We start from the raw sequence: 24,755 nt of genomic DNA, 5'->3' as shown, positions 1-24,755 counted from the left end.
TTTTTAAGCATGGGAATAGTAGAGCGACGAGAGCGGCTTAGAATACAGGTACGCTCAGACATCGTCAAGACAGCCAAGGACATAGCCCGCGAAGATGGCTGGACGGCTGTTTCGATTCGCAAGATTGCAGATGTGATTGAATACAGTCCGCCTATTCTCTATGAGTACTTCGAAAGCAAGGACAAGCTTCTGGAAGCCATCCGTTTGGAAGGATTCGACTATTTGCAAACGGAGTTTGTGAAGATAAAGGGCCATTTCAGCAACCCCCAGAAGCAACTGGTGGAAGTTGCGCAGACGATCTGGCATTTCGCGGTCGAAAACCCGGAGGTTTTTCAGGTAATGTTCAACCTGGAAGGCGCCTATTGCGATTCGAAAAAGGCCTATTCGCAGGCTATGAGCATTAAAAATAACCCCGTGTGGGAAATGATCGCAGGGCTGCGTCCGAAGTCGGGCGACCTTGTTACCAAAACATATTATGAATGGTGGTGCCTAACCTTCGGGTTTATCAGCATTACCATGACCACCCAGCCCCGTTACGCATTTCCGCAGGCCGAGCCGGTCTATATGGAAGGAATCCGGAGATTTATCCGGAGCATTATGTAACAGAAGGAGCTGAATGCTGGCGTATCTCTATTTTGCTCTGGTGGTAAACCAGCGAAAATGGGGGTACGCTTTTCGTTAACCAGGCATTCCCGCCGATGATCGAGTCGTGGCCGATCACCGTTTCGCCGCCCAGGATGGTCGCATTGGCGTACACCACCACATTATCCTCGATCGTCGGATGGCGCTTATGCGATGCGAGCGACTTCGAAACGTGGGTCGCACCGAGGGTCACCCCCTGATACAACTTCACATTATTACCGATCCGCGTCGTTTCACCGATTACGACACCCGTGCCGTGGTCGATGAAAAACGAATGGCCGATGGTCGCATTCGGATGGATGTCGATGCCCGTCTGGCTATGTGCAAACTCCGTGAGCATGCGGGGTACAAGCGGAATACCGGCTTTGGCGAACGAATGTGCGAAGCGGTAGGTAGCAATGGCCATAAAGCCGGGGTAGACGGAAATCACCTCTTCGATGCTCACGGAAGCCGGATCGTTATCGGTAATCGATTTGGCGTCGGCCAGGAGCGCTTCATAGATGTCCGGGATTTGCGCGAAAACGTCGTCCAGGATTTCCTCCGTGTCGCGTTCGAGCTGTGGCAGGAGTGGTTGCAGCATGCAGCGCAGGTCGTTTCGCAAATCGGCATATTTCATTTCGAGGTCCTTGGCGGGGCAGCTGGGGCAATCCTTGCTGATCGGGAAGAGAAAATTAATCAGGTTTTGGATAAATTTCCCCGCGTCCTGCCGGGACGGCAGCTTGTACCTGTATTTGTCGTTCTGCGCCGTAAGACGCTCAAAAAAAAGTGCTTGCTGGGTGGTTGTCATCAAAAATAGAGGTTTAACTACGCCGTTAAACGATTACTGGTATTGCTTTTGAATATCCAACAACGAAATGCACCGAAAAATTTGAGGGAATCTGTTTTCTTTTTAAAATGGGCCAGATTCCCACATTTTCTACCGATATTATCGTATATTGAAATATACTGTGAATTTAGGAAATAAGGCAAGATTCTTTACGGCGTATGTTAAGTTTTAAATTGCTTCGTTCGGTTATTCTGTTCCTTTTCTTATCCGCATCGCTGAGTTCCTGCTTCTCCCGGTACATTATTTCAGCGAAGGAAGTACGGCGTCACTATGCGGAAAAAAAGGTCAAACCGAAGGAAATTTTCATCAGGAACGACACACTTTCCCTCTCGCTTGCGAGCATGGGCGCGGACACGCTGCCGATGCTGCTGCTCATTCACGGAGCACCCGGCTCGCTCTGGGGCTACATGAACCTGATGGATGACGAGGACCTGCAAAAGCATTTTCACATTGTGTCCGTTGATAGGGTCGGCTATGGTAAATCGCGCCTTAAAAAGCGCCGCTACGTCACGTCCATCGAAACGCAGGCCAATGCATTGCTGCCCGTTTTCTCCCTCAATAAAAGCGACCAGAAGGTGATTGTGCTCGGCCGCTCTTATGGTGCGCCCATTGCCGCCAAACTGGCCTCCATGGCACCCGAGCAGGTCAAGGAACTCATCATGGTATCGCCCGTGATCGACCCTGAAACGGAGCGGTTCTTCTGGTTTTCGAAATGGGGGAGGATGAGTTTCGTGCAGCTGTTCCTGCCGAGGGCATTCAATGCGGCCACCGCCGAGAAATACAGCCACGCCGACGAATTACGCAAGCTGCTCCCGGTTTGGGAGAAAATCCACGTGCCTACCACCGTCATCCAGGGCGGTAACGATTGGATCGCCGATCCCTCTAACATCGATTTTGCCAAAAAACATATCAAAAGCAAGCGGGCGCAATACATATTCCTGTACAATGCAGGGCATATGATCACATTCTCGCACGCGGCGATGATCAAGGAAATGCTGCTGAAAAGCCGGTTGTTCCAGGATAAGATCACGGCCATTGGGGTGGACCTCAAAGGCGGCGAAATCGGTAACTGAGATTTTTGAAATATCCGGAAAAAGAAAGCGGCAGATCACAGGACCTGCCGCTTTTCTATTAATAATTAACCTATGGTATTACGTGAAAAGTGCATTTCACCTAAAACAACTATATCCATAGGACGACATTCGTGCACGTTACCATTACAGGTTTAGTACATTATTTCACGACTTTTTGCGTCACCGAATCTTTCGTGTTGCTGGCGCGGATGAGGTACATGCCGCTCGCAAGCTGCCGGAGGTCAAACTCTTCGTGCACGGCGATTTGCGGCGTTTTGCTAGCGATCTCGCGCAGTACCCGGCCATTCATATCGATCAGCTGCAGGCGGATAATGTCGCGCTGCTTGCTGTATGCTTTCACGGTTACAAAATTCTCTGCGGGAACAGGGTATGCCTGAACTGCCATCGTCACTTCGGCAGATTTTACATCCGGCGTAGCGGTAACTATATCCCCATATTCAGCTGATACATAAGGGGGTACCTGAACTGTCTGGCCGGGCTTATCAACGACCGTCACGACGCCTTCGCGGTAGGTTTCCGATATTTTCGCGCCGTCGCGCCATTCGATCACCACCATCGCAAAGAGGTAATTACCGACCAATTCCGGGGCCGTCCACACGAGCTTTTGCTGCGCCGCATCTACCCTGAAAGTACCGGTAGCGCTGATTTCATTCGGGAAAAGATAGGTCCGATCGAGCATTCGTACGCCACAGGTACCGGGCGAAGGCCTGCTTACACGCGCGGCACGTACGGTAATGCTGTCGTTGTCGGCGACGGTAGGTTTGAGATCGAGCGAAAATACCTGGCGAACGCCGGCTTCGAATGTAAGGTAAGGTAAAACCGGTGTGGAATTGGGCTGCTGCGTATCGAGTACCGTCCAGATAAACTGCGTCGTTTCCAAGGAATTGGGCAGGTTCAGGATGCCGCCGCTGCGCTTGTCGGTCGCGACGGCGATCTGGTAAATGCCCGTCGAGCGGAAAGTATAATTCCCGCCGTATTCATAAGCCACGACATTGCCGGGAAGTACGCCCGAATTGCTCGTAATGCGGGGGAGTTCGATAATGCCGCCGTCTCCCATACACACCGTAGTCTTGCTGCCCGATTCAGCAGACATGCCGATTGCCTGGTCCACATAAAGCCGCACATTGATCTTGTAAGTCAGGCCCGAAACGTGGGTCGCTATAATTTCCCCGCCTCGCAGGTGCGACGCATATGCGGACGCGGAAAGCAGGATCAGTAAAAGGAAGCTGTAAACTGATTTCATATATAGAGGAAAAGAAGCCGTGAGGTTACAAACTATATGTTCAAAACGTGGGAACGGTTTGATTTTGTATGGCTTCTTTCCAAAACAAATGCAAAAGATACCGAGGGGAAATCCTGTTCTCGGCGGCACTCGGGCTTAGTCCTTATAAATCAGTATTTCGCGACGACCGTCGCTCTTGATATAGCCCCGGTACATGCCCTCGCTGTTGAAAGGCATGGCGATGTTGCCGTCGCGGTCGACAGCGATAATGCCGCCCTCGCCGCCTCTTTCCACGAGTTTTTTCATGACAACTTCGTTCGCGGCATTGTTCAGCGACATGCCTTTGTATTCCATCAATGCAGAAATGTCGTGTGCCACTACCGAGCGGATGAAGTATTCGCCGTGGCCCGTGGCCGATACGGCGCATGTGGCGTTATTGGCATAGGTGCCGGCGCCGATAATGGGCGCATCGCCGATGCGGCCGTAGCGCTTGTTGGTCATCCCGCCGGTAGAAGTGCCCGCCGCCAGGTTACCGAACCGATCCAGCGCGACGCAGCCGACCGTCCCGAACTTTTTGCCTTCCGTGAAGATCAGTTCCTCAGCGGACCGTTGCCCGGTCTTAGCGCCCTTCTTCAATTCCCCTTCCGCCCCTCCTCCCTTTATTCCCTTTCCTCCATCGTCCTTCGCATCATGGTCGAGCTCGGTCTTTTCCTGCTCCTTAGCACGCTGCAATGCCTTGTACCGCGCCTCGGTGTAGAAATAGGAGGGGTCTACGATTTCGAGGCCCTTTTCCTTTGCGAACTGCTCGGCGCCCTTGCCGGCCATCATCACATGTACCGACTGGTCCATGACTGCAATGGCTGCCGATATGGGGTTTTTGATCGTGGTAACCCCAGCCACGGCACCGGCTTTCATAGTTTTGCCTTCCATTATGGCTGCGTCCATTTCATTTTTGCCTTCATGGGTAAAAACGGCGCCCTTCCCGGCATTGAACAGCGGGGAATCTTCCATGACATGAATGGCCGCTTCAACGGCCTGGACACTGGTACCGCCTTGTTTGAGGACTTCATAACCTTTTTCCAATGCAATATTCAGTGCGTCGCGATAGGCTTTCTCGCGTTCCGGGCTCATGTTCGCACGCGTGATCGTACCTGCGCCCCCGTGTATGACGAGGGTGATTTTGTCGGAAAAATCCTGCGCGAATGCTGAAATGCAGCAGAAAGCGCCGAGCAGGGTTAAGGAAAGTTTTTTCATGAAGAAGTAATTTGAGTGAATGTCTCAAATCTAACAACTAAAAGTCGATATCCCTATTCGGCTGATAGCCGGGCGATTTGCATTTTTGATGACGGAAAAGGCCTTTTTTGTGCAGTAGAGCATATTCCGTGGTTACTTTTGGTAGTTCTAACTCAAAATTTATCCAAAAACCGAAACTCTGATGAAGAAAGTAGTGCTTAGCCTGGGAGTGATTCTGGGCAGCCTGTATGGTCCGGCCTATGCGCAGCAATCCGCTGAATGGAAGTATGTGCAAGGCAAGATCGTTACGCCGTGGGCGGAAAAAGTGACCGCGCAAAACCCGCTACCGGAATATCCCCGTCCGCAAATGGTGCGCCCAAATTGGCAGAATATCAATGGATTGTGGAATTATGCCATTGTGCCCGCAAGCGCAGCCGATGCCAAACCGGCCACATTCGATGGCAAGATATTGGTCCCGTTCGCCGTGGAATCCGCCCTGTCCGGCGTCGGTAAAACGGTAGGCAAGGACAGCGTTCTCTGGTACCAGCGCTTCATCGATTTTGCACCAAAACTGAAAGACCAGCGTGTGCTCATCCATTTCGGCGCGGTAGACTGGAAAGCGGAGGTATTTGTCAATGGCAAGCCGGCCGGAAGCCACCAGGGCGGCTACGATCCATTCTCATTCGACATTACCGACCTGCTTGCGAAGAAAAAACAGCAGGAAATCACCGTCAAAGTCTGGGACCCGAGCAGCGACGGACCTCAGCCGCGGGGCAAGCAGATCAAGAACCCGCACGGCATCTGGTACACACCGGTGACGGGCATCTGGCAGACGGTGTGGCTCGAAACGGTCGCTACCAGCCACATTACGAAAGTGACACCGGTGGCCGATATCGATAAAGGCACATTGACCGTCAACACAGAGGTGGCCGGCGCCAGTGCAACCGACAAAGTGAAAGTCGCCGCGTGGGACGGCGTAAATAAGGTGGCCGAACAGGAAGTGGCCGCCAACCAGCCTGCGACATTGACCATCAGCGACGCGAAACTCTGGTCGCCGGATGCGCCCAACCTGTATAACCTGACCGTGAGCCTTACCCGCAACGGCAAGGCGGTGGACGAGGTGAAGAGCTATGCGGCCATGCGCAAAATAGGGGTGCAGGTGGATGAAAACGGCATCCAGCGCATGACTTTGAACAACAAATTCCTCTTCCAATATGGGCCGCTCGACCAGGGCTGGTGGCCCGACGGCCTCTACACGGCGCCTACCGACGAGGCATTGAAGTTCGACATCCTGAAAACGAAGGAAATGGGCTTCAATATGATCCGCAAGCACGTGAAAGTGGAGCCTGCGCGCTGGTACCGCTACTGCGACGAGCTGGGTATGCTCGTGTGGCAGGATATGCCGAGCGGCGACCTGGGCAATAACTGGGAAATGCGCCCGGGCATTACCGGCAACGAAACCGACAAGCAGCGCACGCCGGAGTCGGAGAACATTTACAAAACGGAGTGGAAAGCGATCATGGATGCCAACCGTTTCTTCCCGTCGATCGTCGTGTGGGTGCCCTTCAATGAGGCCTGGGGGCAGTTCAAGACAGCTGAAATCACCAACTGGACGATGCAATATGATCCTTCGCGCCTCGTGAACAGCGCCAGCGGCGGTAATTTCGAGCCGGTAGGGCATATTATCGATTTGCACAACTATCCGGCGCCGGTGATGCCGCGTCCTGATTTGTTCGGTCAGAAACAGATTATCGTTCTGGGCGAATTCGGTGGGTTAGGCCTGCCGGTGGACCAGCACGTTTGGCAGCAGAAGGACAACTGGGGTTATCAGAGCTTCAAAAACCAGGAGGAGCTCTACAACCGCTACGCGACGTTCATCGACCGCTTTGAGCCATTGATCAAGAAGGGACTTTCCGCCGCGGTTTACACACAGACCACTGATGTTGAGGTGGAAACCAACGGATTAATGACCTACGACCGTAAGGTGATCAAATTCCCGGAAGCGAAATTGAAACAGATCCATTCGAAGCTCTACGATCCGTCGTTCGTGAAGCTTGGGGGGAAGTGACGGGCTGAAAACGACCGCCAACGGTCAGCCGTCGGCGGTCGTTTTTTCACCAACTCATCGGTCCCCCGTCACTTCCCTTTCATCTGCGCTTCCACGACGGCGATCGCGACCATGTTAACGATCTCGCGCACGGAGCTACCTAATTGCAGCACGTGTACGGGCTTTTTGAGGCCCAGCAGGATCGGTCCGATGGTTTCGAGTTCCGCGGCTTCTTTCAACAGGTTGTAGGCAATGTTACTAGCCGAAAGGTTCGGGAAGATCAATGTATTGGCACCACCGTCCACCAGGTCGCTGAACGGGTGATTTTCTTTCAACAATGTCGTATTGAATGCCAAATGCGCCTGCATTTCGCCTTCCACGATCATAGACGGGTTGCGTTTTTTCAGGATCGCCGTTGCTTCGCGCATTTTGTCGGCGTCGGCGCCTTTGGCAGAGCCGTAATTGGCATAAGTTACCAATGCAATGCGCGGCTGGATATTGAATTGCTCCACTGCCTTGGCCGTCAGCTCGGTAATTTCTACGATGTCATCCACGCTCGGGTCGAGGTTTACCGTCGTATCCGAGAAGAACAGCGGGCCTTTCGGGGTGAGCAGAATATACATACCTGCCACCTTGTTCACGCTGTCCTGCTTACCAATTACGTGCAATGCGGGACGAATGGTATCGGGATAAGTCCTCGTTAAACCGGAAATGAATGCGTCCGCCTCGCCGTTTTCGACCATCATCGAGCCGAAATAGCTTTTAAAGTACATCGTACGGCGCGCTTCGATCGGTGTGAGGCCTTTGCGCTTGCGTTTGTCGTACAGTTTGGCGGCATATTTCTCGATCATCGGATCGCTTTCTTCGGCGCGCGGATCGATGATCGAAACGTCGGCGAGGTCGAGCTTGCTTTCGCGGATCAAATGCAGGATCGTTTCCTTATTACCCAAAAGGATCGGCGTGGCAATGCCCTCGTCGCGCACCTGCTGGGCTGCGCGGAGCACCTGGATATTCTCCGCATCCGCAAATACGACTTTCTTGGGCGACAGTTTCGCTTTGTTCAGGATCACGCGCGAAATCTGTTCGTTGCGTCCCAGGCGGCTCGAAAGCTCCTGTTCGTAAGCATCCCAGTCGGTAATGACCTTGCGCGCGACGCCCGTTTCGATAGCCGCTTTCGCCACGGCGGGCGCCACGGTTGTCAGCAGGCGGGGATCTACCGGTTTTGGAATAATGTAGTTTTTACCAAAGACAATATTCGTCTCATTATAAGCGAGGTTCACGATATCGGGCACCGGCTTGGTAGCGAGGTCGGCCAATGCGTGTACTGCCGCCAGCTTCATTTCCTCGTTGATTTCCGTCGCGCGTACGTCGAGCGCGCCCCTGAATATGTACGGGAATCCGAGCACGTTGTTCACCTGGTTGGGATAATCGGAACGGCCGGTGGCCATGATCACGTCTTCGCGTGCTTCCACAGCGTCGGGATAGGGGATTTCCGGGTTCGGGTTGGCCATCGCGAGCACGATCGGGTCTTTCGCCATCGATTTCACCATATCCTTCGATACGATGTCGGCGGTGGAAAGGCCCAGGAACAGGTCGGCACCTACCATCGCTTCTTCGAGCGATTCGTAAGCTTTGTCGGTCGCGAACTGCTTTTTCATATCGCTCAGGTCCGTGCGGCCATTGTGGATGTGGCCTTTGGTATCGAACATGGCGATGTTTTTCGGATTGGCGCCCAGCGCTAGATACAGTTTCGTACACGATACCGCCGAAGCGCCCGCGCCCGAAACGACGACGCGAATGTCGTTAATGTCCTTATTGACGAGTTTCAATGCATTGAGCATCGCCGCGGCGCTGATGATCGCCGTGCCGTGCTGGTCGTCGTGCATAACGGGGATGTTCAGCTCTTTTTTGAGCCGCGACTCGATTTCGAAGCATTCAGGCGCTTTGATGTCTTCCAGGTTCACGCCCCCGAAAGTGGGTTCGAGGATCTTAACGGTCCTCACAAACTCGTCGACGTCCTTGGTATTGAGTTCTATATCAAAAACGTCGATATCCGCGTAAATTTTGAAGAGAAGCCCTTTCCCTTCCATGACGGGCTTGGAAGCTTCGGGACCGATATCGCCCAGGCCGAGCACGGCGGTACCATTGCTGATCACCGCTACCAGGTTGCCCTTGGCAGTGTATTGATAGGCATTTTCTACATTATCGGCTATTTCCAGACAGGGCTCTGCCACGCCGGGCGAATAGGCAAGCGAAAGGTCGCGTTGGGTACTCGTTTCTTTGGTGGGGATTACCTGTATTTTTCCTGGTCTACCCTTGGAATGGTAGTATAGCGCGTCTTCTTTTCTGATCTTTTTGTTCATACCTGAGTTGACGATGTTTCGCGCTAAGGTACAAACAATCGGTTCACCGCCATGAAATCCGTGCGGGTATTAGCAAGAATTTCACGAGGGTGAACCAATGCGGCCGCGGCCGGCGGTTATTGGAATGTAGAAAGGTCGTCGTCGGCCAGGGAAGGGCTTTTGACCAATTTTTTCCGCTCTTTGACGGTAACAATGCGCTTTTTGAGAAAATAGGCAAATACCATGTACAAACCGAACATGCCGATGTAAATGTACATCGAAGCCGTATTGGTAATATTGCCGTGGAATGCGAAGAACAACGCCGTGTTGATGATCGTCACCATCCAGAGCGTGAACGACGCCCAGAAGTGGTTCAGGCCATTGTCGATCAGGATGTGGTGCATATGGTTGCGGTCGGCCACGAATGGTGAGCCGCCTTTGAAAATGCGGACGATGAACACACGTAATGTGTCGAAAATAGGGACGATGAGCAGCACCATCACGATGATCGGTGCGTTGAAATATGCATTCGGATCGTGCAGGTAGCTCACGTTCAGCGAGAGGAATTCCACCGAGAAGATCGAGAGCAGGTAGCCGACGATCAGCGAGCCGGTGTCGCCCATGAAAATTTTACTCGTTTTGGAAAAATTAAAACGAAGAAAACCCAGCAATGAACCCGACATGGCGAATGCAAGGCAGCCGAATGAAAAATGCTCGTTCGCGATGAACCATAGCCCGAAACCCACACCCGCAATGAGGCTGATACCGCCCGCAAGACCATCGATACCGTCGATGAGGTTGATCGCATTGATGATCGCGATAAATATGAAGACCGTCAGCGGAATGCTGATGAAGTCCGAAACGCCGTGAATGCCGAAAATGCCGTAGAAGTTATCGACCTTGAAATTGCCCATCGCCACGAGGATCAGTGAAGCGAATATCTGGATAATAAGCTTTTTCGTCGGATCTACCGCCAGGATATCGTCTTTGATCCCCAGGAAAAACAGGATGATCACCCCGGTCATCGCGAGACTGATCAGGTTCGAATCGAGGATGTTTTCCGAATGCGGCCACAGGAAATAGGCGATCAGCGTGGCAGCGAAAATGGCGATACCACCTAATGTGGGTGTTTCCGTTTCATGCGAACTCCTGAAACCCGGCTTCGCTGTGAGATGCAGCAGGTTGGAAAGGTTGATGATGATCGGGATCGAAATGATGGACAGGAAACAGGCAATCAGAAACGAAAGGAGGCATTGATAGACGTCGTGGTGGACGAGCGTATTAACGTTCCCCTCGGTCAGAATTTGCAGAGGTAGTTGTAGTTCCATAGTGTCTGTCAAGTTAGCGGAAGTGCGTCGAGGAAGGATAAAAATCCTGATTCAAATGTCGAAATATAAACCAATTAATGAAAAATGCAAATAGCTGAATATCAAAATATTTACTCTGTGGTTTAAGGCACTCGAGGTCACTTCCGGGTCCTAGATAAATTGAATAATTTTTCTTAGCGGTTTCAACCACAGCGTGTAAAACCGTGGTTCCAGATTGTTTATTTTCCACGCCAGCCGGTCGTTCCGGTTGGCTGCAATGCGATTTTTCAGGTTACTGTTGCTGACACCGCCCGCCCGCATTTTCACGAGGGTTTTAGGCACATAGGCCAGCCTTATTTTTCCCCGGTGAACAAAGCGCAGCATCAGCTCGTAGTCGGCCGCGCTGCCCAGGTCCAGGCGAAAATTACCGTGTGTGTCGTATACTGATTTTTTTACAAAAAATGTCGGGTGAGGTGGCATCCAGCCATTTAGAAAAGCGCCGATCTTGTATGCTCCTGAGACCCATTTCCTTTTCACAACCGTTGCATCATTTGCATCAATATATTCGAGATCGCCATAGGAAGCGTCGATGTCGTTGGCGGAAAGTACCGTTGCTACATCCGAAATGACCGATGGGTAAGCATAAAAATCATCGGCATTCAATATTCCTATCACATCACCGGTTGCCAATTGTATGCCTTTGTTCATGGCATCGTAGATTCCGGCGTCGGGTTCGCTCACGAATTGCGCGATTTTGCCGCCATACGATCCGACAATTTCCTGGGTGCCGTCCTTCGAATTTCCATCCACGACAATATATTCAATGTCCGGGAAATCCTGCGCGAGCACGGATTCGATGCAATGACGGATCGTCGCTGCACCATTATAAACAACCGTCAGAATGCTAACTTTCAACTGGTTATAGTTCTTGTTTTGAGATATTTCGCGGGATTTCCCTGGTAAATCCCGTAAGCTTCCAAATGGCCCGTCGCGACCGAACCCACGGTAAGCAGCGCATGTGAGCCTACCTGCACGCCGGGGCAAACCGTCGCTTTGGCACCGATCCAGGAGCCGGGCCCGAGCGTGATCGGCTTCACGATCAGGTCGAAAGCACTTTTCCGGTAATTATGGTTACCCGTAAGTAACATCGCGCCCTGCGACAAGCAGGCATTTGATTCAATAGTCACCAAAGTGAGGTTGTCGATCCACACCTCTTCACCGATCCAAACGTGGTCGCCAATTTGCAGGAACCACGGATATTTGATGTTCACCTTGGGTTTGATCACTACGCCCCGGCCGATCTTTGCACCGAACAGCCTGAGCAGCGCGACCTTGAATGCCGAAGGATAGGGAATGTGTGTGTGAATGAACAAGCGGTTGAGCAAGTACCAGGTTACCAGCTTGGGATAGCTGCCCGGATTATACCAGTCGTTGTTATATGCGGACAGATTGGTTTGGGCTCCTGAGGTCTTTTCCATATTCTGTCCTGAAATGTGAAATAATAGCTTCCTTGTCTTTGCCTACCCGGTGATACACTTCAAAGATTTTGGCATCCACCAGGAAACGGTACCAAAACCCTTGCAGAACGTGCCACATGAGCCCCTTTGTTCCATCCAGGAACCCGAGTTTTACGAAATACCTGAATGTAAAGTAGATAAACGGCCTCGTAAAGAGGGGCATACCCGCATATTTGATTTTGAGAAAACGCGTGCGCTGCTCCTGGCTTCCCCAGAAACTCGGCTCGACGGTTTCCTTGCTATCAAAGTTATATTTAATGTTCAACAGGTCGATGACCTCCCGGATTGCGTAATTGTTATGCTTTTGCGTCCACCAGGTGAGGTTATTGAGGTTGTGATCGACAATGTCGTGCTGTAACTGTGCGGTCGTGCCGCTGCTGAGCTTGATGTGTTCATCCATCCAGAGCTCTTCGCAGATGCCCAGCCCCCGCCGCCACACGCGCAGGAGCCAGATGGGGTAGTACCCGCCCCTTTTAATCCATTTTTCCATGAAAATCACCCGCCGTTTTACGTAAAGGCCGGACACCGTCTCGGGCACCTGCGTGAGCGAGGCATTGAGTTCGGCGGCGAGCTCGGGCGTAATGTATTCGTCGGCGTCCATCCGCATGAGCCATTTCGTTTGAAACGGGCTGTTGCGGATGCCGAAATTGAACTGGAATGCGTATGAAACCCAGGGATTCTGCACAACCACGGCACCGAGACTTTCGGCAATGGCGACGGTATCGTCCGTGGAAAAGGAATCTACAATGAAAATTTGATCGGTAACCTGTAACAGGCTTTGAATGCACCGGCCGATGTGCTTGGATTCGTTGTGTGTTAAAATAATGACGGATAAATCGACCATACGGGTTTGAGAACAGGACCGGGTGTCGTTTACCGTACGCCGGCCGGCAGTTACATTCGCTGCAAATGTAGTTACTTTTTTTGAACTTTCTTGTATTCTTCCAATAACTGATTGGCAACCACCCGAATGTCAAAATTTTCGGTTACCATCTTGTAGGCACGATTTGAGATGGCTTCGGCGTAGGTCTTGTCTTGTAATATTTTAAGAAGCCCGTCGGCCACGCCATCGCTCGTGAGCGGGGTGAGATAGGCCGCTTCATACCGGGCAATGTAATCACCGAAACCCACGCGGTCGGAGACGAGCGCGGGTACGCCGGAGGTCATCGCTTCGAGCACGGCGATCGAAAATCCTTCGGAATAGGAGGGGGACACGAACAGGTCGGCGTCGGCCAATGCTTCCTTTTTGATCGTGTCGGTCAGCATGCCCACCAGCTTGATGCGGTCTTGCAGGTTATGTTTTCGGATAAAATCTTCCGTTTCGGCCTGGTAACCATCGTCGGGGCCTGCTAATATCAGCTGAGCGTTCGGAAGCTGCCGGTGTACTTTCTGAAATGCAGGCAAAAGCAGGTCGAGGCCCTTTTTGATATTCAGGCGCGCCATGAAGAGCACCATTTGCTGGTCTGGAGAAATGCCGTATTTCGCCCTGAAAGTACCTTTTTCAGGCAAATGCGAGCGGGTGTACTCGTCGAGTTTCATGCCGTTCGGCACGATCACCATGTTTTTCGGCCGGTAACCCAGGTACCGGATCACGTCCTCTTCCTCGTCCGTATTGTTGATTTGAATGAGGTCGGCCTTACCCAACAGCCGCTTTTGGTATAAAAACGTGACGAGGTCTTTCTTCCATTTGCTGTGCGCTACGGCCCATTTATCCAGCAAGCCGTGGATCGTGATCACTTTGACGGCTTTGGAAGGGATCAGGAACGGCGCGAGGCTGCCGAAATGCCAGATGCCATGCATATGCACGACGTCGTATTCATGGATATGTTGTTTCAAATATTTGTACAAATCAATGGAGAACTCCCGGTAGAAATTGCTGACGGGCGTCGTGCGCGCCACGCTGATCAGCCGCGCACCTTCGGGCACGGGGTACATTTTCTCGCCGGGGGTCATCGGGCTCAGGATATCGACCTGGTGGCCGCGCTTCACGACCTCCGTGGTGTGGTCGTAGATAATGCGGGCCGGGCCGCCGATTGCCCATGTATATGCACAAATATTCAGTATTCGCATGCTTCGTTCAATATAGTTGTGTTATGCGCCTTTTCGTCCGGCCGCGAGTGCGCGGTAGGTTTCGGCCATTTGCGTGGCCACCGGTCGGGAGGCAAAAGGTGCGATTAATTTCAGAGATTCCGTTCCCATTCCGATTATCCGGTCGAGATTTTGGATAAAAAAGCGGAGATGGGTTTCGAGCCCGGCCAGGTGCGCGTAGTCGAATGTGAAGCCGTTCACGCCGTCGCGCACGAGATCGGGCGCGCAGCCGCAGGTTTTTGAAACGATAACCGGCATGCCGCATACCATTGCCTCGTTCACCACCAGCCCCCAGGGCTCCGATTGGCTCGGGAGTACGAGCACGTCGCTCTGCGCCAGCCAGCGTGGCACCTCGTACCAGGGGAAACCGCCTGCGAAAATGACCTGATCGCCGATTCCCAGTTCAGCCGCCAGCTTTTCCAGCGCGGCACGTTCAGGCCCGTCGCCTACCAGCAGCAGCTCCCAATCCGATGCCGGCCGTTTCGCCGCATGGGCAAATGCCCGCAGTAATGTCGGCAGGTTTTTCTCGGGCGCGAGCCTGCCCACGTATACAAACTTGCGCGTAACTGGTGCTTGCGATGTATTTTTCGCCTCGTCGAACCGCTCCCGTATCACCTGCTCGTCAATCACGGCCGCATTGCGGACTTTGATCGCGCGCTTGGCCACGCCCAGCGTTTCCAGGTAATCGGCCGAGGTTTTGCCAAAGCAGAAAAACGCATTGGCACGGTTCACTATCATTTTTTTGACCAATTCTTTCCAGGAAGACCGGTTATGGTCGGCCGAAGACGATTCCGACGAAATCACAACCGGAACGCCCTTCCAGCGTGCGTAAAACATCAGCAGCACCTGGGCCCAGTCGAAATAGCCGGTGATATTCAGCACATCGGGGCGGTATTCGTCGAAGGTCCGGAACAATGCCGCGCGCCGTTCGCTGAAATTCACCTCGTCGAGTGCGCGGTCAAAAAGAACGCGGTAGGGATATTCGTAGCGGACAGTGCCGCCGGTTTGCATGCCCTTGCGGCTCGCTTCGTACAATGCGATCTGCGCCACGAGCAATTCATCGGAGGCACTGGCCTGTTGGATGGCCCGATCGATCTCGCTGAACAATTTCGATTTGTAATGCGCCCATAATTGGTTGTGGACAATCAGTACGCGCATCATTTACGAAGGTTAAGATATTCCTGGAACAATGGATACAGGTTATCGGCCAAAAAAACCTGGCCGCCGCTATTGAAATGCACGACATCCATCTTGCGGTAACGCGCTTTCGAGGCACCGAACTGAAACTCGTCGATCAGCCGGATATTCTTTTCCCTGGCAAATGCGATGATCTCCTGGCCCTGGTCGTTGAAATGCCCGAGGTCGATTTCCGAGATTTCGGGATGCAGGTAAATGAACATCGGGATATGTTGCTGCTGCGCAATGTCGTAAATCTGCTCGTAGCCGGGGTTAAAGACGAGTCCGGGTTTGCGAATACCGGCTTCGTTCAGCTTTTTGGCCTCCACGGTATCCGCTACCGCTTTCGCATCCGCCTCCACGTGTGCGCTGTCCGTCACGTCAGGTTTGACGATGGCAATTTTTTCCTCTTTTTTATCCGGTTCGGGCGTGAGGAAAAGGGTATCCAGGTAGTAGAAGAAAATCCAGCGGTAGCGGTCCCAGAGTTCGTAAAGGGCTACTTTGTACTGCTTGTTGGGCCAGCCCGGATCGACGCCGACCGGGCTTTGGTGCGACATGATATCGTGCGCGTCGTGACTGCTCGTGACGAGGCAAATCAGTTTCGCCTTGAATGTGCCGTATTTTTTGAGGTAAGCGGCAATGTTGTCCGGCCCCCACGATCCGGCCGAGATATTCAATACCCGGACACGTTTGTTGAAATCTTTCAAAAACCGTTTTTCAAGCAGCGTCGACGCAATGCTGTCCTGATCGGTGAGGCTGCCGCCATTTACCACCGAGTCGCCGATGAGCAATATCACGAGGCTGTCGGTAGGCAGTACTTCCTCGTTCCGCATGGAAAAGCTGTTGGTGCGCAGCACCTGCCCGAACCGTTTTACATCCTGATTGGGCGCGTAGATATATTCAAAATCAGGGTCTGAAACGTAAAGAGGCGAGTTACAAAAGCCGTATTTTACCCTCAATACCACCTCGGTGATCCCCGCAAGAATGACAATAGCAATTAAAAACCTGTAAACAAACTTTAACATCAAGTGAACGTCGTCTGCATCGAATATGACTGCAAATTTAGGATTACTTTTTCCAATTACGGCCTTTTCGGCTGTCGTTAACTAAATATAGCGGCAATTGCGTCCCGTTACGGGATGCTGGCGACCTTCCGCCCCGCTGTTTCCGGCTCTCCCCAATCCGGGAACGTCGCCGATACTACTGCGGTATGGTTCTCAATTGATTTACAGCGTTTAACGGCGTCTGGCACGGGTGTTTTTAAATGCGCCCTTCAAATTAATACATCAATACAAACTAAAAACGCAAAGTCATGAGATGGATAGAATCAAATGCGGGGGTTGCCGATGGCGGCGAGCCCGTGAAGCTTCTGGTACACGAGGTAGGGCAAGGTAAGCCCGTCGTATTTATCTCCGGTTGGCCGCTAAGCCACGAAATGTGGGAGTACCAGTTCAATGTGCTGCCCAAACACGGCATCCGCTGCATTGCATACGACCGCCGCGGTTTTGGTAAATCCGATAAACCGTGGAACGGGTACGACTACGATACGCTCGCCGGCGACCTCAAATCGGTGATCGACGGGCTCGACCTCCACGACGTCACGCTCGTGGGTTTTTCGATGGGCGGCGGCGAAGTGGTGCGCTATCTGAGTAAATACGGAAGCGGGAAGATCGCGAAGGCGGTGCTCGTCAGCACTGTGCTTCCCTATATGCTGCACACCGACGATAATCCCGAAGGCCTGCCGCAGGAAATGTTCGACGGGTTTGTGAAGGATATCGAGGACGACCGTCCCAAGTTCCTCGCCGGGTTCGCGAAGGACTTTTACGGAAACGGATTTATGAACAACGCCGTAAGCGATGAAATACTGCAATGGCACGGCATGCTTGCATTGCAGGGATCGGGCCGGGCAACTACCCAATGCATCCGGAGTTTCAGCGCCACCGATTTCAGGAACGAAATATCGCTGCTGGACATTCCTGTGCTGATCATCCATGGGGAAGACGATAAAACGGTGCCGATCGATGCCAGCAGTAACCGTACGTCGGCCATGCTGCCCGGCGCCGAATACATCGTGTACGAAAGTGCGCCGCACGGCCTGTTCGTGACGCACAAGGAGCGGTTGAACGAAAACCTCGTTCAGTTTATCAACCAGGAAGTGGTGACGATCAGCAACCCGTATACCGACATTGCGACTTAAAGTCGGCGGACTAATGGCAGTTTACCGGCCCGCGGGGAATGCACTCAGGTGTAGTCCCCGCTTTTTTATCCGATCATTTCAATGAGTTCGATGCGGTTACCGAACGGGTCGCGGAACGAGAAGCGGTTGCGGTCGGGGATTTTGCTCTCGTTTTTAACGGGAATACCATGCTGTTCCATCACTGCGCGGGCCGCTTCCAGGTCGGCCACCTCGAAGGCGGGGTGGCGCTGCGACATGTCGTGCACCGCCTCCGCGCGTATGTGCAGCTGAATATCGCCCATCTGGAACCAGATAGCGCCGTTGGGTAGGGGATACCCCAGGTCATTCAGTTCTTCCAGCCCCAGCACACCGCCATAAAATTCCCTGGCCTGCTGCTCCGTCCCCGGCGGGATGCAAAGCATAATATGATCGAGTCGTTTGAATGTAATTTTCATGATCAGGAGTGATTTTCGGGTGTCAAAACTACGTTTTCCATATTTATTTGGCCAGCGGCCCTTTACTGACCTCCTTCCCATCCTTCCAAACACCTTCGATCTGCCGTGTGTTCCGGATGTTGTCGAGCGGGTTGGCGGAGAGGATGAGCAGGTCGGCTTTTTTGCCTTTTTCGAGCGTGCCTTTTTCCTGTGAGATCCGCAATGCCTCGGCGGCGTTGCGGGTACCGATCGTCAGGGCTTGTGCGGGCGTGAGGCCGGCTTGTACCATCAGTTCCATTTCCAGGTGTTCGGTGAAGCCCTGCGTGCGTACCGGAAATGCGCCCGAATCCGTGCCGAGCGCCACCTTGATGCCCGCGTCGTAGATCTTTTTCAGGTTGATGAGCGCCGTTTTGAAAGCCGACATGTTGCGCTGGTAATCCGGCGAGCTACGGATTTTTTCGGCATAGCCTTTATCCGTAATCATTTCAAAAACGCCCGGTTCGAGGGAGGCTTTGAAAAATGCGTCGTTGATCCAGTCGGGATTGCCGGCGTATACAAACTGGTACTCGTCGAGCGAGAGCGTGGGGATGTAGGTCACGTTTTTCTGCTTCATTTTCGTCAGCAAATCCGCGTCCACCTCCTTGTCGCGAATGCTGTGGGCGATAATGTCGATGCCGGCTTCGGTCAGCTTCCGGGCATCTTCCACGTAAAAAAGGTGCGCCGCGACGCGGATATTGCGCATGTGCGCTTCTCGGATGATCGCCTGGTAGATTTCCGGCTTCATTTTCTGCCCATTGCCGCCGTGATCGTCCACCCATATTTTGACTACCGTGGGCTTCACCGCGGCCAGTTTTTCCATCAATCCGGGCACATCTTCCGGGGTATTCGGGCGTAGCAGCAGGTTCATCCACGATCCGGGGTTCGGATCGGGCGTGTTGAAACCATACCCGGCAGAGTAAAGGCGCGCACCCGGCAACTGCCCGTGCTGCGTGGAATCGATGAAGCCGTTGAAGATCAGCGGACGGTCCGTACCCATCGATAGCACGGCGCTCACGCCATAGTCCTGGTATTTTTGGAGATGCCGGAGCAGGTTTTCGCGGGTATAGTTGTCGGCCGATGACGTGGTTCCCTTGAGCGTACCCACGTGGGCATGCGCGCACACGAGCGAGGGCATGACGGTCTTTCCGGTGAGGTCTATCTCCCGCGCGCCCTTGGCCTTAATGCCTTTCCGGATGTCGGTAACCTGGTCGCCGGTGATCAGAATGTCGGTGTTCGTCTTCGCTGGGGAGCCGGTCCCGTCTATGATGGTCGCGTTTTTCAACAGGACGGCAGCAGTTTGGGCGGAAATGCGGGTACAAAACAGCGAGCCCAGGATTGCAAACAATAATGCTGTGTTTTTCATGAATAAGGTGAGTTCAGGAATGTTGGTATGCATTTTGTTTGAAAAACGCACCGCGGAATAGCGGCGCGAAAAATAAAACATCAACACGTAAAAACTAATAACATGGCCAAATATTCGAAAAAAGCCGGCGAAAAGGTGGAGGAAGCCTTACATGAGCAGAAGGAAGGAAAGCTCAAATCAGGGTCCGGTAAGAAGGTGACTTCCAGGAAGCAGGCGATCGCGATCGGTCTTTCCGAGGCGCGTAAGGAAGGTGCCAAAGTCCCCAAAAAGTGAATGGCATAAATGTAGAATTTGTTTTGGAATATGATAAAATTACCTCTTGAAAGCGGTTGCGCTTCCCGAATTCGTTGAATAGGGCTATATTGTACGGGTTAATGAAGCTACCACCGACGTTTCTAATTGTAAGTTTTTTTGAAAATGAATGATCTAAGGAAGGAGCTGTTGAAGCTGCTGCAACAGGATGAGCCTATTTTTGACTTTATCCAGGATTCAGCGACCGACGGATTACTGATTTGGAAGCATTCCGACCCGCACACATATTGGGCCGATGCCAGATTGCGGCAGACGCTCGAAGTGACGCCCGACTTCCGTTCCGGTGCCGATCCGGTCCCGGCGCTCTTTGCCAATCGTTCATTTGTATTCCATATCGACAAGGCCCGTGAATGGTTTCCCGACCATGAAGAGCCGCGCGGAGGCATTCTGCGGCTTCCGCGCAAAGACCTGCAATTTCTCCGGCTGGCCATTACTTCCATAAGTGCGTTCAGTGAAACGGAGGGCTGGCTCATATTATCCGGCTTCCACCGCGACGGCCTCGTGCCCGAGCTGCCGGAGCTGATCCGGAATACCGATCTGAGTAAGCCTTTCCTGAACAGCAATTTTATTTATGTGACCGGCATCGACCTGGAAGGAAACTACAAGTATGTAAACGACCATTTCTGTGAATTTTACGGGCTCGACCGGAGCGAGATCATCGGCCGGTCGTCGCTGAGCGGCGTGGTGCCGGAGGACATCGAAAAATGCCTGCAAGCGGGGGAGCAATGCTTCATCAACCCCGGTACGCCCAACGCCGTGGTCCTGCGCAAATACTCGCTCCGCGACGGCGTCAAAACCACGCAATGGGAGTTTACCGGCATTGCCGACGAGCAGGGCGTAGTGACCGAGATCCTCTGCCTCGGCTTCGATATTACCCAGCAGCTCAAAGTGGAAGAAGACCTTTCGGTACTCGTTTCCAATATGCAGGACGTGCTGTTCACCATCTCCGCGGAGGGCATTTTTACCTACGTGTCGCCCAGCTGGACGGGCATGTACGGGCATTCGGTCGAAGAAACCGTGGGCCGGTCGTTTACGGAATTTATCCACCCCGAGGACTTCCACGTGTGCTTCGAGGCATTGCGCATTACGGCAGAAACGGGTGTTCCCGTGCCCGGCGGTGTCGAACACCGTATCAAGCACCGTGACGGGACCTGGTCTTGGAGCAACACGTCGGCGAATATCGACCCGGTGAGCAAGGAAATTATCCTCACCAGCCACGACATTACCGAGCTCCGCAACTCCCGTGAGCGGCTCAAGGAGCTGGCTGTGGTGGCCTCCAACACGACGGACTACATTGTTATTACCAACAACCAGGGCTACATCACCTGGGTAAATAAAGCGTACGAAACACACACGGGCTATGACCGCAAGTCAGTGAAGGGGAAAAATCCGCTGCTCATGCTCCGGGGCCCCGAAACCGACCCTGATACGCTCGACCGCATCTTTCTGTATTGCAAGGAGAAAAAAGTAGTGCGGGAGGAGTTGCTTTGTTATACCAAATCGGGGGAGAAGTATTGGGTCGATCTCAAAATTACGCCGGTATTCGACGATTACGGTCACTGTACGCATTATGTGGCCGTGGAAAGGAACATTACCGCCCGCAAGGAGGCCGACCAGGAACTGCGCCGCATCAAGGACATTCAGGAGCAGACGAACAGCGTCGCCCGCGTAGGCGGGTGGGAGCTGTATACGCGCACGGGGCAGCTGTACTGGTCATCGACGACGAAGGAAATCCATGAAGTGGAGCCCGACTACGTCCCTGACACCGAAACGGCCATTTATTTTTACAAGGAAGGCCCTAGCCGTGATATGATCTCCGCAGCGTTGGCAGAAGGGCTTGCGCACGGAACATCCTGGGACAGCGAACTGCAACTGGTAACGGCCAAAGGCAAGGAGCTGTGGGTAAGGACAATAGGTAATGCCGAAATGGTCGATGGCTTGTGCGTGCGGCTGTACGGCGCTTTCCAGGACATTACCCATCGGAAGCAGGCAGAGGTGGACATCATGAACTCCGAAGCCAAATTCCGCAGCCTTTACGACTCCACGAGCGACGCCGTGATCCTGTTCGACCATACCGGCTACCTCGATTGCAATGGGGCTGCATTGAAAATGTTCGGCATCGATTCCGCGGAAACATTGCTGAGCATGCCGATGGGCGATCTTTCGGGCCTGAACGACTTCGGGATGGAAGAGAACAAAAGCGATGGCAACCGGCACATCCGCGAGGTATACGAGAAAGGCACCCACAGTTTTGAGTGGAAATACAAGCGCTTTGGCGAATCGAAGGAATCGTTTATCGCCGAGGTGCTGTTGAACCTGATCAAAATCAACGATACGGAGATCATACAGGCGGTGATCCGCGACATTACGCTGCGGAAACGGGCGGAGCTCGAACTGCTCGAAGCCCGCGAACATGCCGAGGCGGCCAGTAAACTGAAATCCGAGTTCCTGGCCAACATGAGCCATGAAATCCGCACGCCGCTGAATGGCGTGGTCGGGTTTACGGATTTGCTCATGAAAACCAATCTCGACGAAACCCAGCAGCAGTATATGTCGATGGTATTCCAATCGGCCAACTCGCTGATGGACATTATCAACGATATTCTCGATTTCTCGAAAATCGAAGCCGGAAAGCTGGAACTCACGCCCGAGAAGGCCGATATGCTGGAAATCTGCGGACAGGTAGCCGATATGGTTACCTATCAGGCACAGCAAAAGCACCTGGAAATGCTGCTGAACATCCCGGCCGACATTCCGAAAGTGGTATGGTGCGACTCCGTCAGGCTTCGGCAAATCCTCGTAAACCTGCTCAGTAATGCCGTTAAATTCACCAGCGAGGGCGAAATCGAGCTGAAAATCGAGCTTTTGAACAAAGTAAGCGGCATGGATTACACCTTCCGTTTCTCCGTACGCGACACCGGTATCGGCATTGACCCGCAGAATCAGCGCCGCATTTTCGAGGCATTCTCGCAGGAAGATTCATCTACCACGAAGCGTTTCGGCGGCACGGGATTGGGGCTAACCATTTCAAACAGCCTGCTTGGGTTGATGGACAGCCGTTTGCAGCTGATCAGCGAGCCGGAAAAAGGCAGCACCTTCTTTTTCGACGTCACCTTCCGGGCCGTGGAAGGCGAGGACCGGTTCGAATGGGTGAATGCAGCGCAGATCGAAAAAGTACTCATCGTGGACGATAATGCCCACAATGGCCGGATTTTACAGGATATGCTGGGCAACAAGCGCATTGCATCCGACTATATCCGCAGCGGGCAGGAGGCGCTCGCACTACTCGAAGCGGGTAAGCAATACGATGTGGTGCTCATGGATTCCCAGATGCCGGGATGGGACGGGATCGAAACAATCAGGAGGCTGCGCAAGCTGGAAAACGGCGGCGTAAGGCAGCCCATCTTTCTCCTGAACGATGCCTTCGACGAGGAAGCATTGCGCTCGTTCGGTAACGAATTGGATATCAAGCATTTTTTGGTAAAACCTGTCAAGATACAGCAGCTGTTCCACGCCTTATCCGACTTCGGCCTCAAAGCCCGGAGCACCCATGAGCAGGCCGCGCCGGTCGCTGCCGAAGAGCCTTCGGGCGAGTCGGCGCAAAGCGGGGAAGTGAAAGTGCTCATCGCGGAGGATCACAAGATCAATATGCTGCTCGTGAAATCGATGTTAGGCAAGATATTGCCCAACAGCCAGCTGATCGAGGCGGCGAATGGGAAGGAGGCCATTACGGCATTCCGCGAAACCAGCCCGGATATCGTGTTTATGGACATTCAGATGCCTGAAATGAACGGCTATGAGGCCACACGCGAGATCAGGCATGCGGAAGGTCGTACGCGCGTACCCATTATCGCGCTCACCGCCGGTACGGTCGTCGGCGAGCGCGAGAAATGCATGGAGGCCGGGATGGACGACTACCTCACCAAGCCGGTACTTAAAGACACATTGGAAGCGGCGATCCGCAAATGGCTTTACAAGAATTAGCCATTCACCACCTGTCCGCCATTCGGGTGAAGTACCTGCCCGCTCATGTACGAGGCGTCCTCGCTCGCGAGGAACACATAGCACGTAGCCACTTCGCAAGGCTGTCCCGGCCTTTTGAAAGGGGTGTCCTTACCAAACTTCTTCACCCGTTCGGAATCGAATGTCGAAGGAATGAGCGGCGTCCAGATCGGCCCCGGCGCTACCGCATTCACGCGGATGCCCTTATCGGCCAGGTTACCAGCCAGCGAGCGTGTGTATGCCACAATCGCCCCTTTCGTTGAAGAATAGTCGAGCAGCGACGGGCTGCCGTGGTAGGCTGTTACCGACGTGGTGTTGATGATGGTATCGCCGTGGTCCAGGTGCGGTAATGCGGCCTGCGTGAAGTAAAAGAAAGAAAAGATATTCGTCGCGAACGTGTCGCCCAGCTGCCCGGCCGAAATGTCGTCGATATTATCCTTCGGGTGCTGCTCGGCGGCATTGTTGACGAGGATATTCAGCTTACCGAATTCACTGATCGCGCGGCTTACTGCTTCTTTGCAAAATGCCTCGCTGCGGATGTCGCCCTGGATGAGCAGGCAGGATTTGCCTTCCGCTTCCACCATAGTTTTCGTATCCGCCGCGTCCTGGCCTTCATCGAGGTACACAATGGCGACGTCGGCGCCTTCCCGTGCGAAATGCACGGCCACGGACCGGCCTATGCCGCTGTCGCCGCCGGTAATGAGCGCCGTTTTGCCTTGAAGCTTGCCGCTGCCGCGGTAGTTGTCCCGGATCACCACCGGTGCCGGGTCCATCATTTCTTCTATACCGGGCTGCACATCTTGTGTCTGGCCACGGGTGTCGATATCGAAATTCATATTTGTCAAATGGTTTGTGAGTGCGGCGCATTGCCCAAAACCAGTGCCAGCGGCCCGGGTGGCGCAAATGAGTAAAGATTTGCACACCGCAGCGTGGCC

General features: G+C 53.2%; 20 protein-coding genes. 6 read left to right on the top strand and 14 right to left on the bottom strand.

What is annotated here, in order from left to right:
• Positions 1 to 9: 9 nt before the first annotated feature.
• Positions 10 to 603: a TetR/AcrR family transcriptional regulator gene (locus H144_RS0120850; RefSeq protein WP_019944051.1), complete on the top strand. Its 594-nt coding sequence runs from the start codon at positions 10 to 12 to the stop codon at positions 601 to 603.
• Here the strand turns inward: H144_RS0120850 and epsC are convergent.
• Entirely contained in the window at positions 596 to 1,429 is an 834-nt protein-coding gene (gene epsC / locus H144_RS0120845; RefSeq protein ID WP_019944050.1) for a serine O-acetyltransferase EpsC, read from the bottom strand. The genes H144_RS0120850 and epsC overlap by 8 nt on opposite strands.
• A 197-nt stretch (positions 1,430 to 1,626) precedes the next feature.
• Between epsC and H144_RS0120840 the strand changes: the two genes are divergently transcribed.
• Complete coding sequence (locus H144_RS0120840; RefSeq protein ID WP_019944049.1) at positions 1,627 to 2,541, top strand: alpha/beta fold hydrolase; 915 nt, start codon at positions 1,627 to 1,629, stop codon at positions 2,539 to 2,541.
• 160 nt (positions 2,542 to 2,701) lie between these two features.
• On the opposite strand, the gene H144_RS0120835 is transcribed toward H144_RS0120840, so the two are convergent.
• Together H144_RS0120835 and H144_RS0120830 are read right to left on the bottom strand one after the other, a co-directional pair.
• On the bottom strand, positions 2,702 to 3,805 hold the full coding sequence (locus tag H144_RS0120835; RefSeq protein ID WP_019944048.1) for a T9SS type A sorting domain-containing protein: 1,104 nt from the start codon (positions 3,803 to 3,805) through the stop codon (positions 2,702 to 2,704).
• 135 nt (positions 3,806 to 3,940) lie between these two features.
• Positions 3,941 to 5,038, bottom strand: a complete 1,098-nt coding sequence (locus tag H144_RS0120830; protein ID WP_019944047.1) for an isoaspartyl peptidase/L-asparaginase family protein — start codon at positions 5,036 to 5,038, stop codon at positions 3,941 to 3,943.
• A gap of 181 nt (positions 5,039 to 5,219) precedes the next feature.
• Here H144_RS0120830 and H144_RS0120825 point away from each other — a divergent pair, with 181 nt between their 5' ends.
• Positions 5,220 to 7,085 carry a glycoside hydrolase family 2 protein gene (locus H144_RS0120825; RefSeq protein WP_019944046.1) on the top strand — a complete coding sequence of 622 codons (1,866 nt, stop codon included), beginning with the start codon at positions 5,220 to 5,222 and terminating at the stop codon, positions 7,083 to 7,085.
• Between the two features lie 68 nt (positions 7,086 to 7,153).
• Here the strand turns inward: H144_RS0120825 and H144_RS0120820 are convergent, their stop codons facing one another.
• The 8 genes from H144_RS0120820 to H144_RS0120785 form a co-directional block, all read right to left on the bottom strand.
• On the bottom strand, positions 7,154 to 9,427 hold the full coding sequence (locus H144_RS0120820; RefSeq protein ID WP_019944045.1) for an NADP-dependent malic enzyme: 2,274 nt from the start codon (positions 9,425 to 9,427) through the stop codon (positions 7,154 to 7,156).
• 116 nt (positions 9,428 to 9,543) lie between these two features.
• Positions 9,544 to 10,734: an MraY family glycosyltransferase gene (locus H144_RS0120815; protein ID WP_019944044.1), complete on the bottom strand. Its 1,191-nt coding sequence runs from the start codon at positions 10,732 to 10,734 to the stop codon at positions 9,544 to 9,546.
• A 150-nt stretch (positions 10,735 to 10,884) separates the two neighbouring features.
• On the bottom strand, positions 10,885 to 11,628 hold the full coding sequence (locus H144_RS0120810) for a glycosyltransferase family 2 protein (protein ID WP_019944043.1): 744 nt from the start codon (positions 11,626 to 11,628) through the stop codon (positions 10,885 to 10,887).
• Complete coding sequence (locus tag H144_RS0120805) at positions 11,625 to 12,191, bottom strand: putative colanic acid biosynthesis acetyltransferase (RefSeq protein ID WP_019944042.1); 567 nt, start codon at positions 12,189 to 12,191, stop codon at positions 11,625 to 11,627. The genes H144_RS0120810 and H144_RS0120805 overlap by 4 nt, the downstream gene beginning before the upstream one ends.
• Positions 12,148 to 13,074, bottom strand: a complete 927-nt coding sequence (locus H144_RS0120800) for a glycosyltransferase family 2 protein (RefSeq protein WP_019944041.1) — start codon at positions 13,072 to 13,074, stop codon at positions 12,148 to 12,150. Before H144_RS0120800 ends, H144_RS0120805 begins: the two co-directional genes overlap by 44 nt.
• A gap of 71 nt (positions 13,075 to 13,145) precedes the next feature.
• Positions 13,146 to 14,300 carry a glycosyltransferase gene (locus tag H144_RS0120795; protein ID WP_019944040.1) on the bottom strand — a complete coding sequence of 385 codons (1,155 nt, stop codon included), beginning with the start codon at positions 14,298 to 14,300 and terminating at the stop codon, positions 13,146 to 13,148.
• A gap of 21 nt (positions 14,301 to 14,321) precedes the next feature.
• Complete coding sequence (locus H144_RS0120790) at positions 14,322 to 15,479, bottom strand: glycosyltransferase (RefSeq protein ID WP_019944039.1); 1,158 nt, start codon at positions 15,477 to 15,479, stop codon at positions 14,322 to 14,324.
• The gene (locus tag H144_RS0120785; protein ID WP_019944038.1) at positions 15,476 to 16,519 is read right to left on the bottom strand and encodes an SGNH/GDSL hydrolase family protein; all 1,044 of its coding nucleotides are present in this window, start codon (positions 16,517 to 16,519) and stop codon (positions 15,476 to 15,478) included. Before H144_RS0120785 ends, H144_RS0120790 begins: the two co-directional genes overlap by 4 nt.
• Positions 16,520 to 16,806: 287 nt before the next feature.
• On the opposite strand from H144_RS0120785, the gene H144_RS0120780 reads away from it, so the two are divergent.
• The gene (locus H144_RS0120780; RefSeq protein ID WP_019944037.1) at positions 16,807 to 17,691 is read left to right on the top strand and encodes an alpha/beta fold hydrolase; all 885 of its coding nucleotides are present in this window, start codon (positions 16,807 to 16,809) and stop codon (positions 17,689 to 17,691) included.
• 65 nt (positions 17,692 to 17,756) lie between these two features.
• On the opposite strand, the gene H144_RS0120775 is transcribed toward H144_RS0120780, so the two are convergent.
• Together H144_RS0120775 and H144_RS0120770 are read right to left on the bottom strand one after the other, a co-directional pair.
• Positions 17,757 to 18,125 (bottom strand): VOC family protein, encoded by a 369-nt coding sequence (locus H144_RS0120775; protein WP_019944036.1) that lies wholly within the window; start codon positions 18,123 to 18,125, stop codon positions 17,757 to 17,759.
• Between the two features lie 43 nt (positions 18,126 to 18,168).
• On the bottom strand, positions 18,169 to 19,506 hold the full coding sequence (locus H144_RS0120770; RefSeq protein WP_033403142.1) for an amidohydrolase family protein: 1,338 nt from the start codon (positions 19,504 to 19,506) through the stop codon (positions 18,169 to 18,171).
• A 102-nt stretch (positions 19,507 to 19,608) separates the two neighbouring features.
• On the opposite strand from H144_RS0120770, the gene H144_RS34615 reads away from it, so the two are divergent.
• Together H144_RS34615 and H144_RS0120760 are read left to right on the top strand one after the other, a co-directional pair.
• A complete protein-coding gene (locus H144_RS34615) occupies positions 19,609 to 19,779 on the top strand; it encodes a DUF6496 domain-containing protein (RefSeq protein ID WP_019944034.1) in 171 nt (56 codons plus the stop codon).
• A 144-nt stretch (positions 19,780 to 19,923) separates the two neighbouring features.
• Positions 19,924 to 23,802, top strand: coding sequence for a PAS domain-containing hybrid sensor histidine kinase/response regulator (locus tag H144_RS0120760; RefSeq protein ID WP_019944033.1), 3,879 nt, complete (start codon positions 19,924 to 19,926; stop codon positions 23,800 to 23,802).
• Here H144_RS0120760 and H144_RS0120755 read toward each other — a convergent pair.
• Positions 23,799 to 24,656, bottom strand: a complete 858-nt coding sequence (locus H144_RS0120755) for an SDR family oxidoreductase (protein WP_026350874.1) — start codon at positions 24,654 to 24,656, stop codon at positions 23,799 to 23,801. The two genes, H144_RS0120760 and H144_RS0120755, sit on opposite strands and share 4 nt — an antisense overlap.
• Positions 24,657 to 24,755 lie beyond the last annotated feature (99 nt).

It is taken from the genome of Dyadobacter beijingensis DSM 21582, assembly GCF_000382205.1.
Lineage (GTDB): Bacteria > Bacteroidota > Bacteroidia > Cytophagales > Spirosomataceae > Dyadobacter > Dyadobacter beijingensis.
This window is presented reverse-complemented; position numbering and strand designations above follow the sequence as displayed.

Bases quoted from the DNA above. Each gene is read 5' to 3' on its own strand.
- H144_RS0120790 (WP_019944039.1), bottom strand. From the start codon at position 15,479: ATGATGCGCGTACTGATTGTCCACAACCAATTATGGGCGCATTACAAA.
- H144_RS0120830 (WP_019944047.1), bottom strand. From the start codon at position 5,038: ATGAAAAAACTTTCCTTAACCCTGCTCGGCGCTTTCTGCTGCATTTCA.
- H144_RS0120775 (WP_019944036.1), bottom strand. From the start codon at position 18,125: ATGAAAATTACATTCAAACGACTCGATCATATTATGCTTTGCATCCCG.
- H144_RS0120755 (WP_026350874.1), bottom strand. From the start codon at position 24,656: ATGAATTTCGATATCGACACCCGTGGCCAGACACAAGATGTGCAGCCC.
- H144_RS0120785 (WP_019944038.1), bottom strand. From the start codon at position 16,519: ATGTTAAAGTTTGTTTACAGGTTTTTAATTGCTATTGTCATTCTTGCG.
- H144_RS0120850 (WP_019944051.1), top strand. From the start codon at position 10: ATGGGAATAGTAGAGCGACGAGAGCGGCTTAGAATACAGGTACGCTCA.
- H144_RS0120805 (WP_019944042.1), bottom strand. From the start codon at position 12,191: ATGGAAAAGACCTCAGGAGCCCAAACCAATCTGTCCGCATATAACAAC.
- H144_RS0120770 (WP_033403142.1), bottom strand. From the start codon at position 19,506: ATGAAAAACACAGCATTATTGTTTGCAATCCTGGGCTCGCTGTTTTGT.
- H144_RS0120795 (WP_019944040.1), bottom strand. From the start codon at position 14,300: ATGCGAATACTGAATATTTGTGCATATACATGGGCAATCGGCGGCCCG.
- epsC (WP_019944050.1), bottom strand. From the start codon at position 1,429: ATGACAACCACCCAGCAAGCACTTTTTTTTGAGCGTCTTACGGCGCAG.
- H144_RS0120780 (WP_019944037.1), top strand. From the start codon at position 16,807: ATGAGATGGATAGAATCAAATGCGGGGGTTGCCGATGGCGGCGAGCCC.
- H144_RS0120825 (WP_019944046.1), top strand. From the start codon at position 5,220: ATGAAGAAAGTAGTGCTTAGCCTGGGAGTGATTCTGGGCAGCCTGTAT.
- H144_RS0120815 (WP_019944044.1), bottom strand. From the start codon at position 10,734: ATGGAACTACAACTACCTCTGCAAATTCTGACCGAGGGGAACGTTAAT.
- H144_RS0120800 (WP_019944041.1), bottom strand. From the start codon at position 13,074: ATGGTCGATTTATCCGTCATTATTTTAACACACAACGAATCCAAGCAC.
- H144_RS0120760 (WP_019944033.1), top strand. From the start codon at position 19,924: ATGAATGATCTAAGGAAGGAGCTGTTGAAGCTGCTGCAACAGGATGAG.
- H144_RS0120835 (WP_019944048.1), bottom strand. From the start codon at position 3,805: ATGAAATCAGTTTACAGCTTCCTTTTACTGATCCTGCTTTCCGCGTCC.
- H144_RS34615 (WP_019944034.1), top strand. From the start codon at position 19,609: ATGGCCAAATATTCGAAAAAAGCCGGCGAAAAGGTGGAGGAAGCCTTA.
- H144_RS0120820 (WP_019944045.1), bottom strand. From the start codon at position 9,427: ATGAACAAAAAGATCAGAAAAGAAGACGCGCTATACTACCATTCCAAG.
- H144_RS0120840 (WP_019944049.1), top strand. From the start codon at position 1,627: ATGTTAAGTTTTAAATTGCTTCGTTCGGTTATTCTGTTCCTTTTCTTA.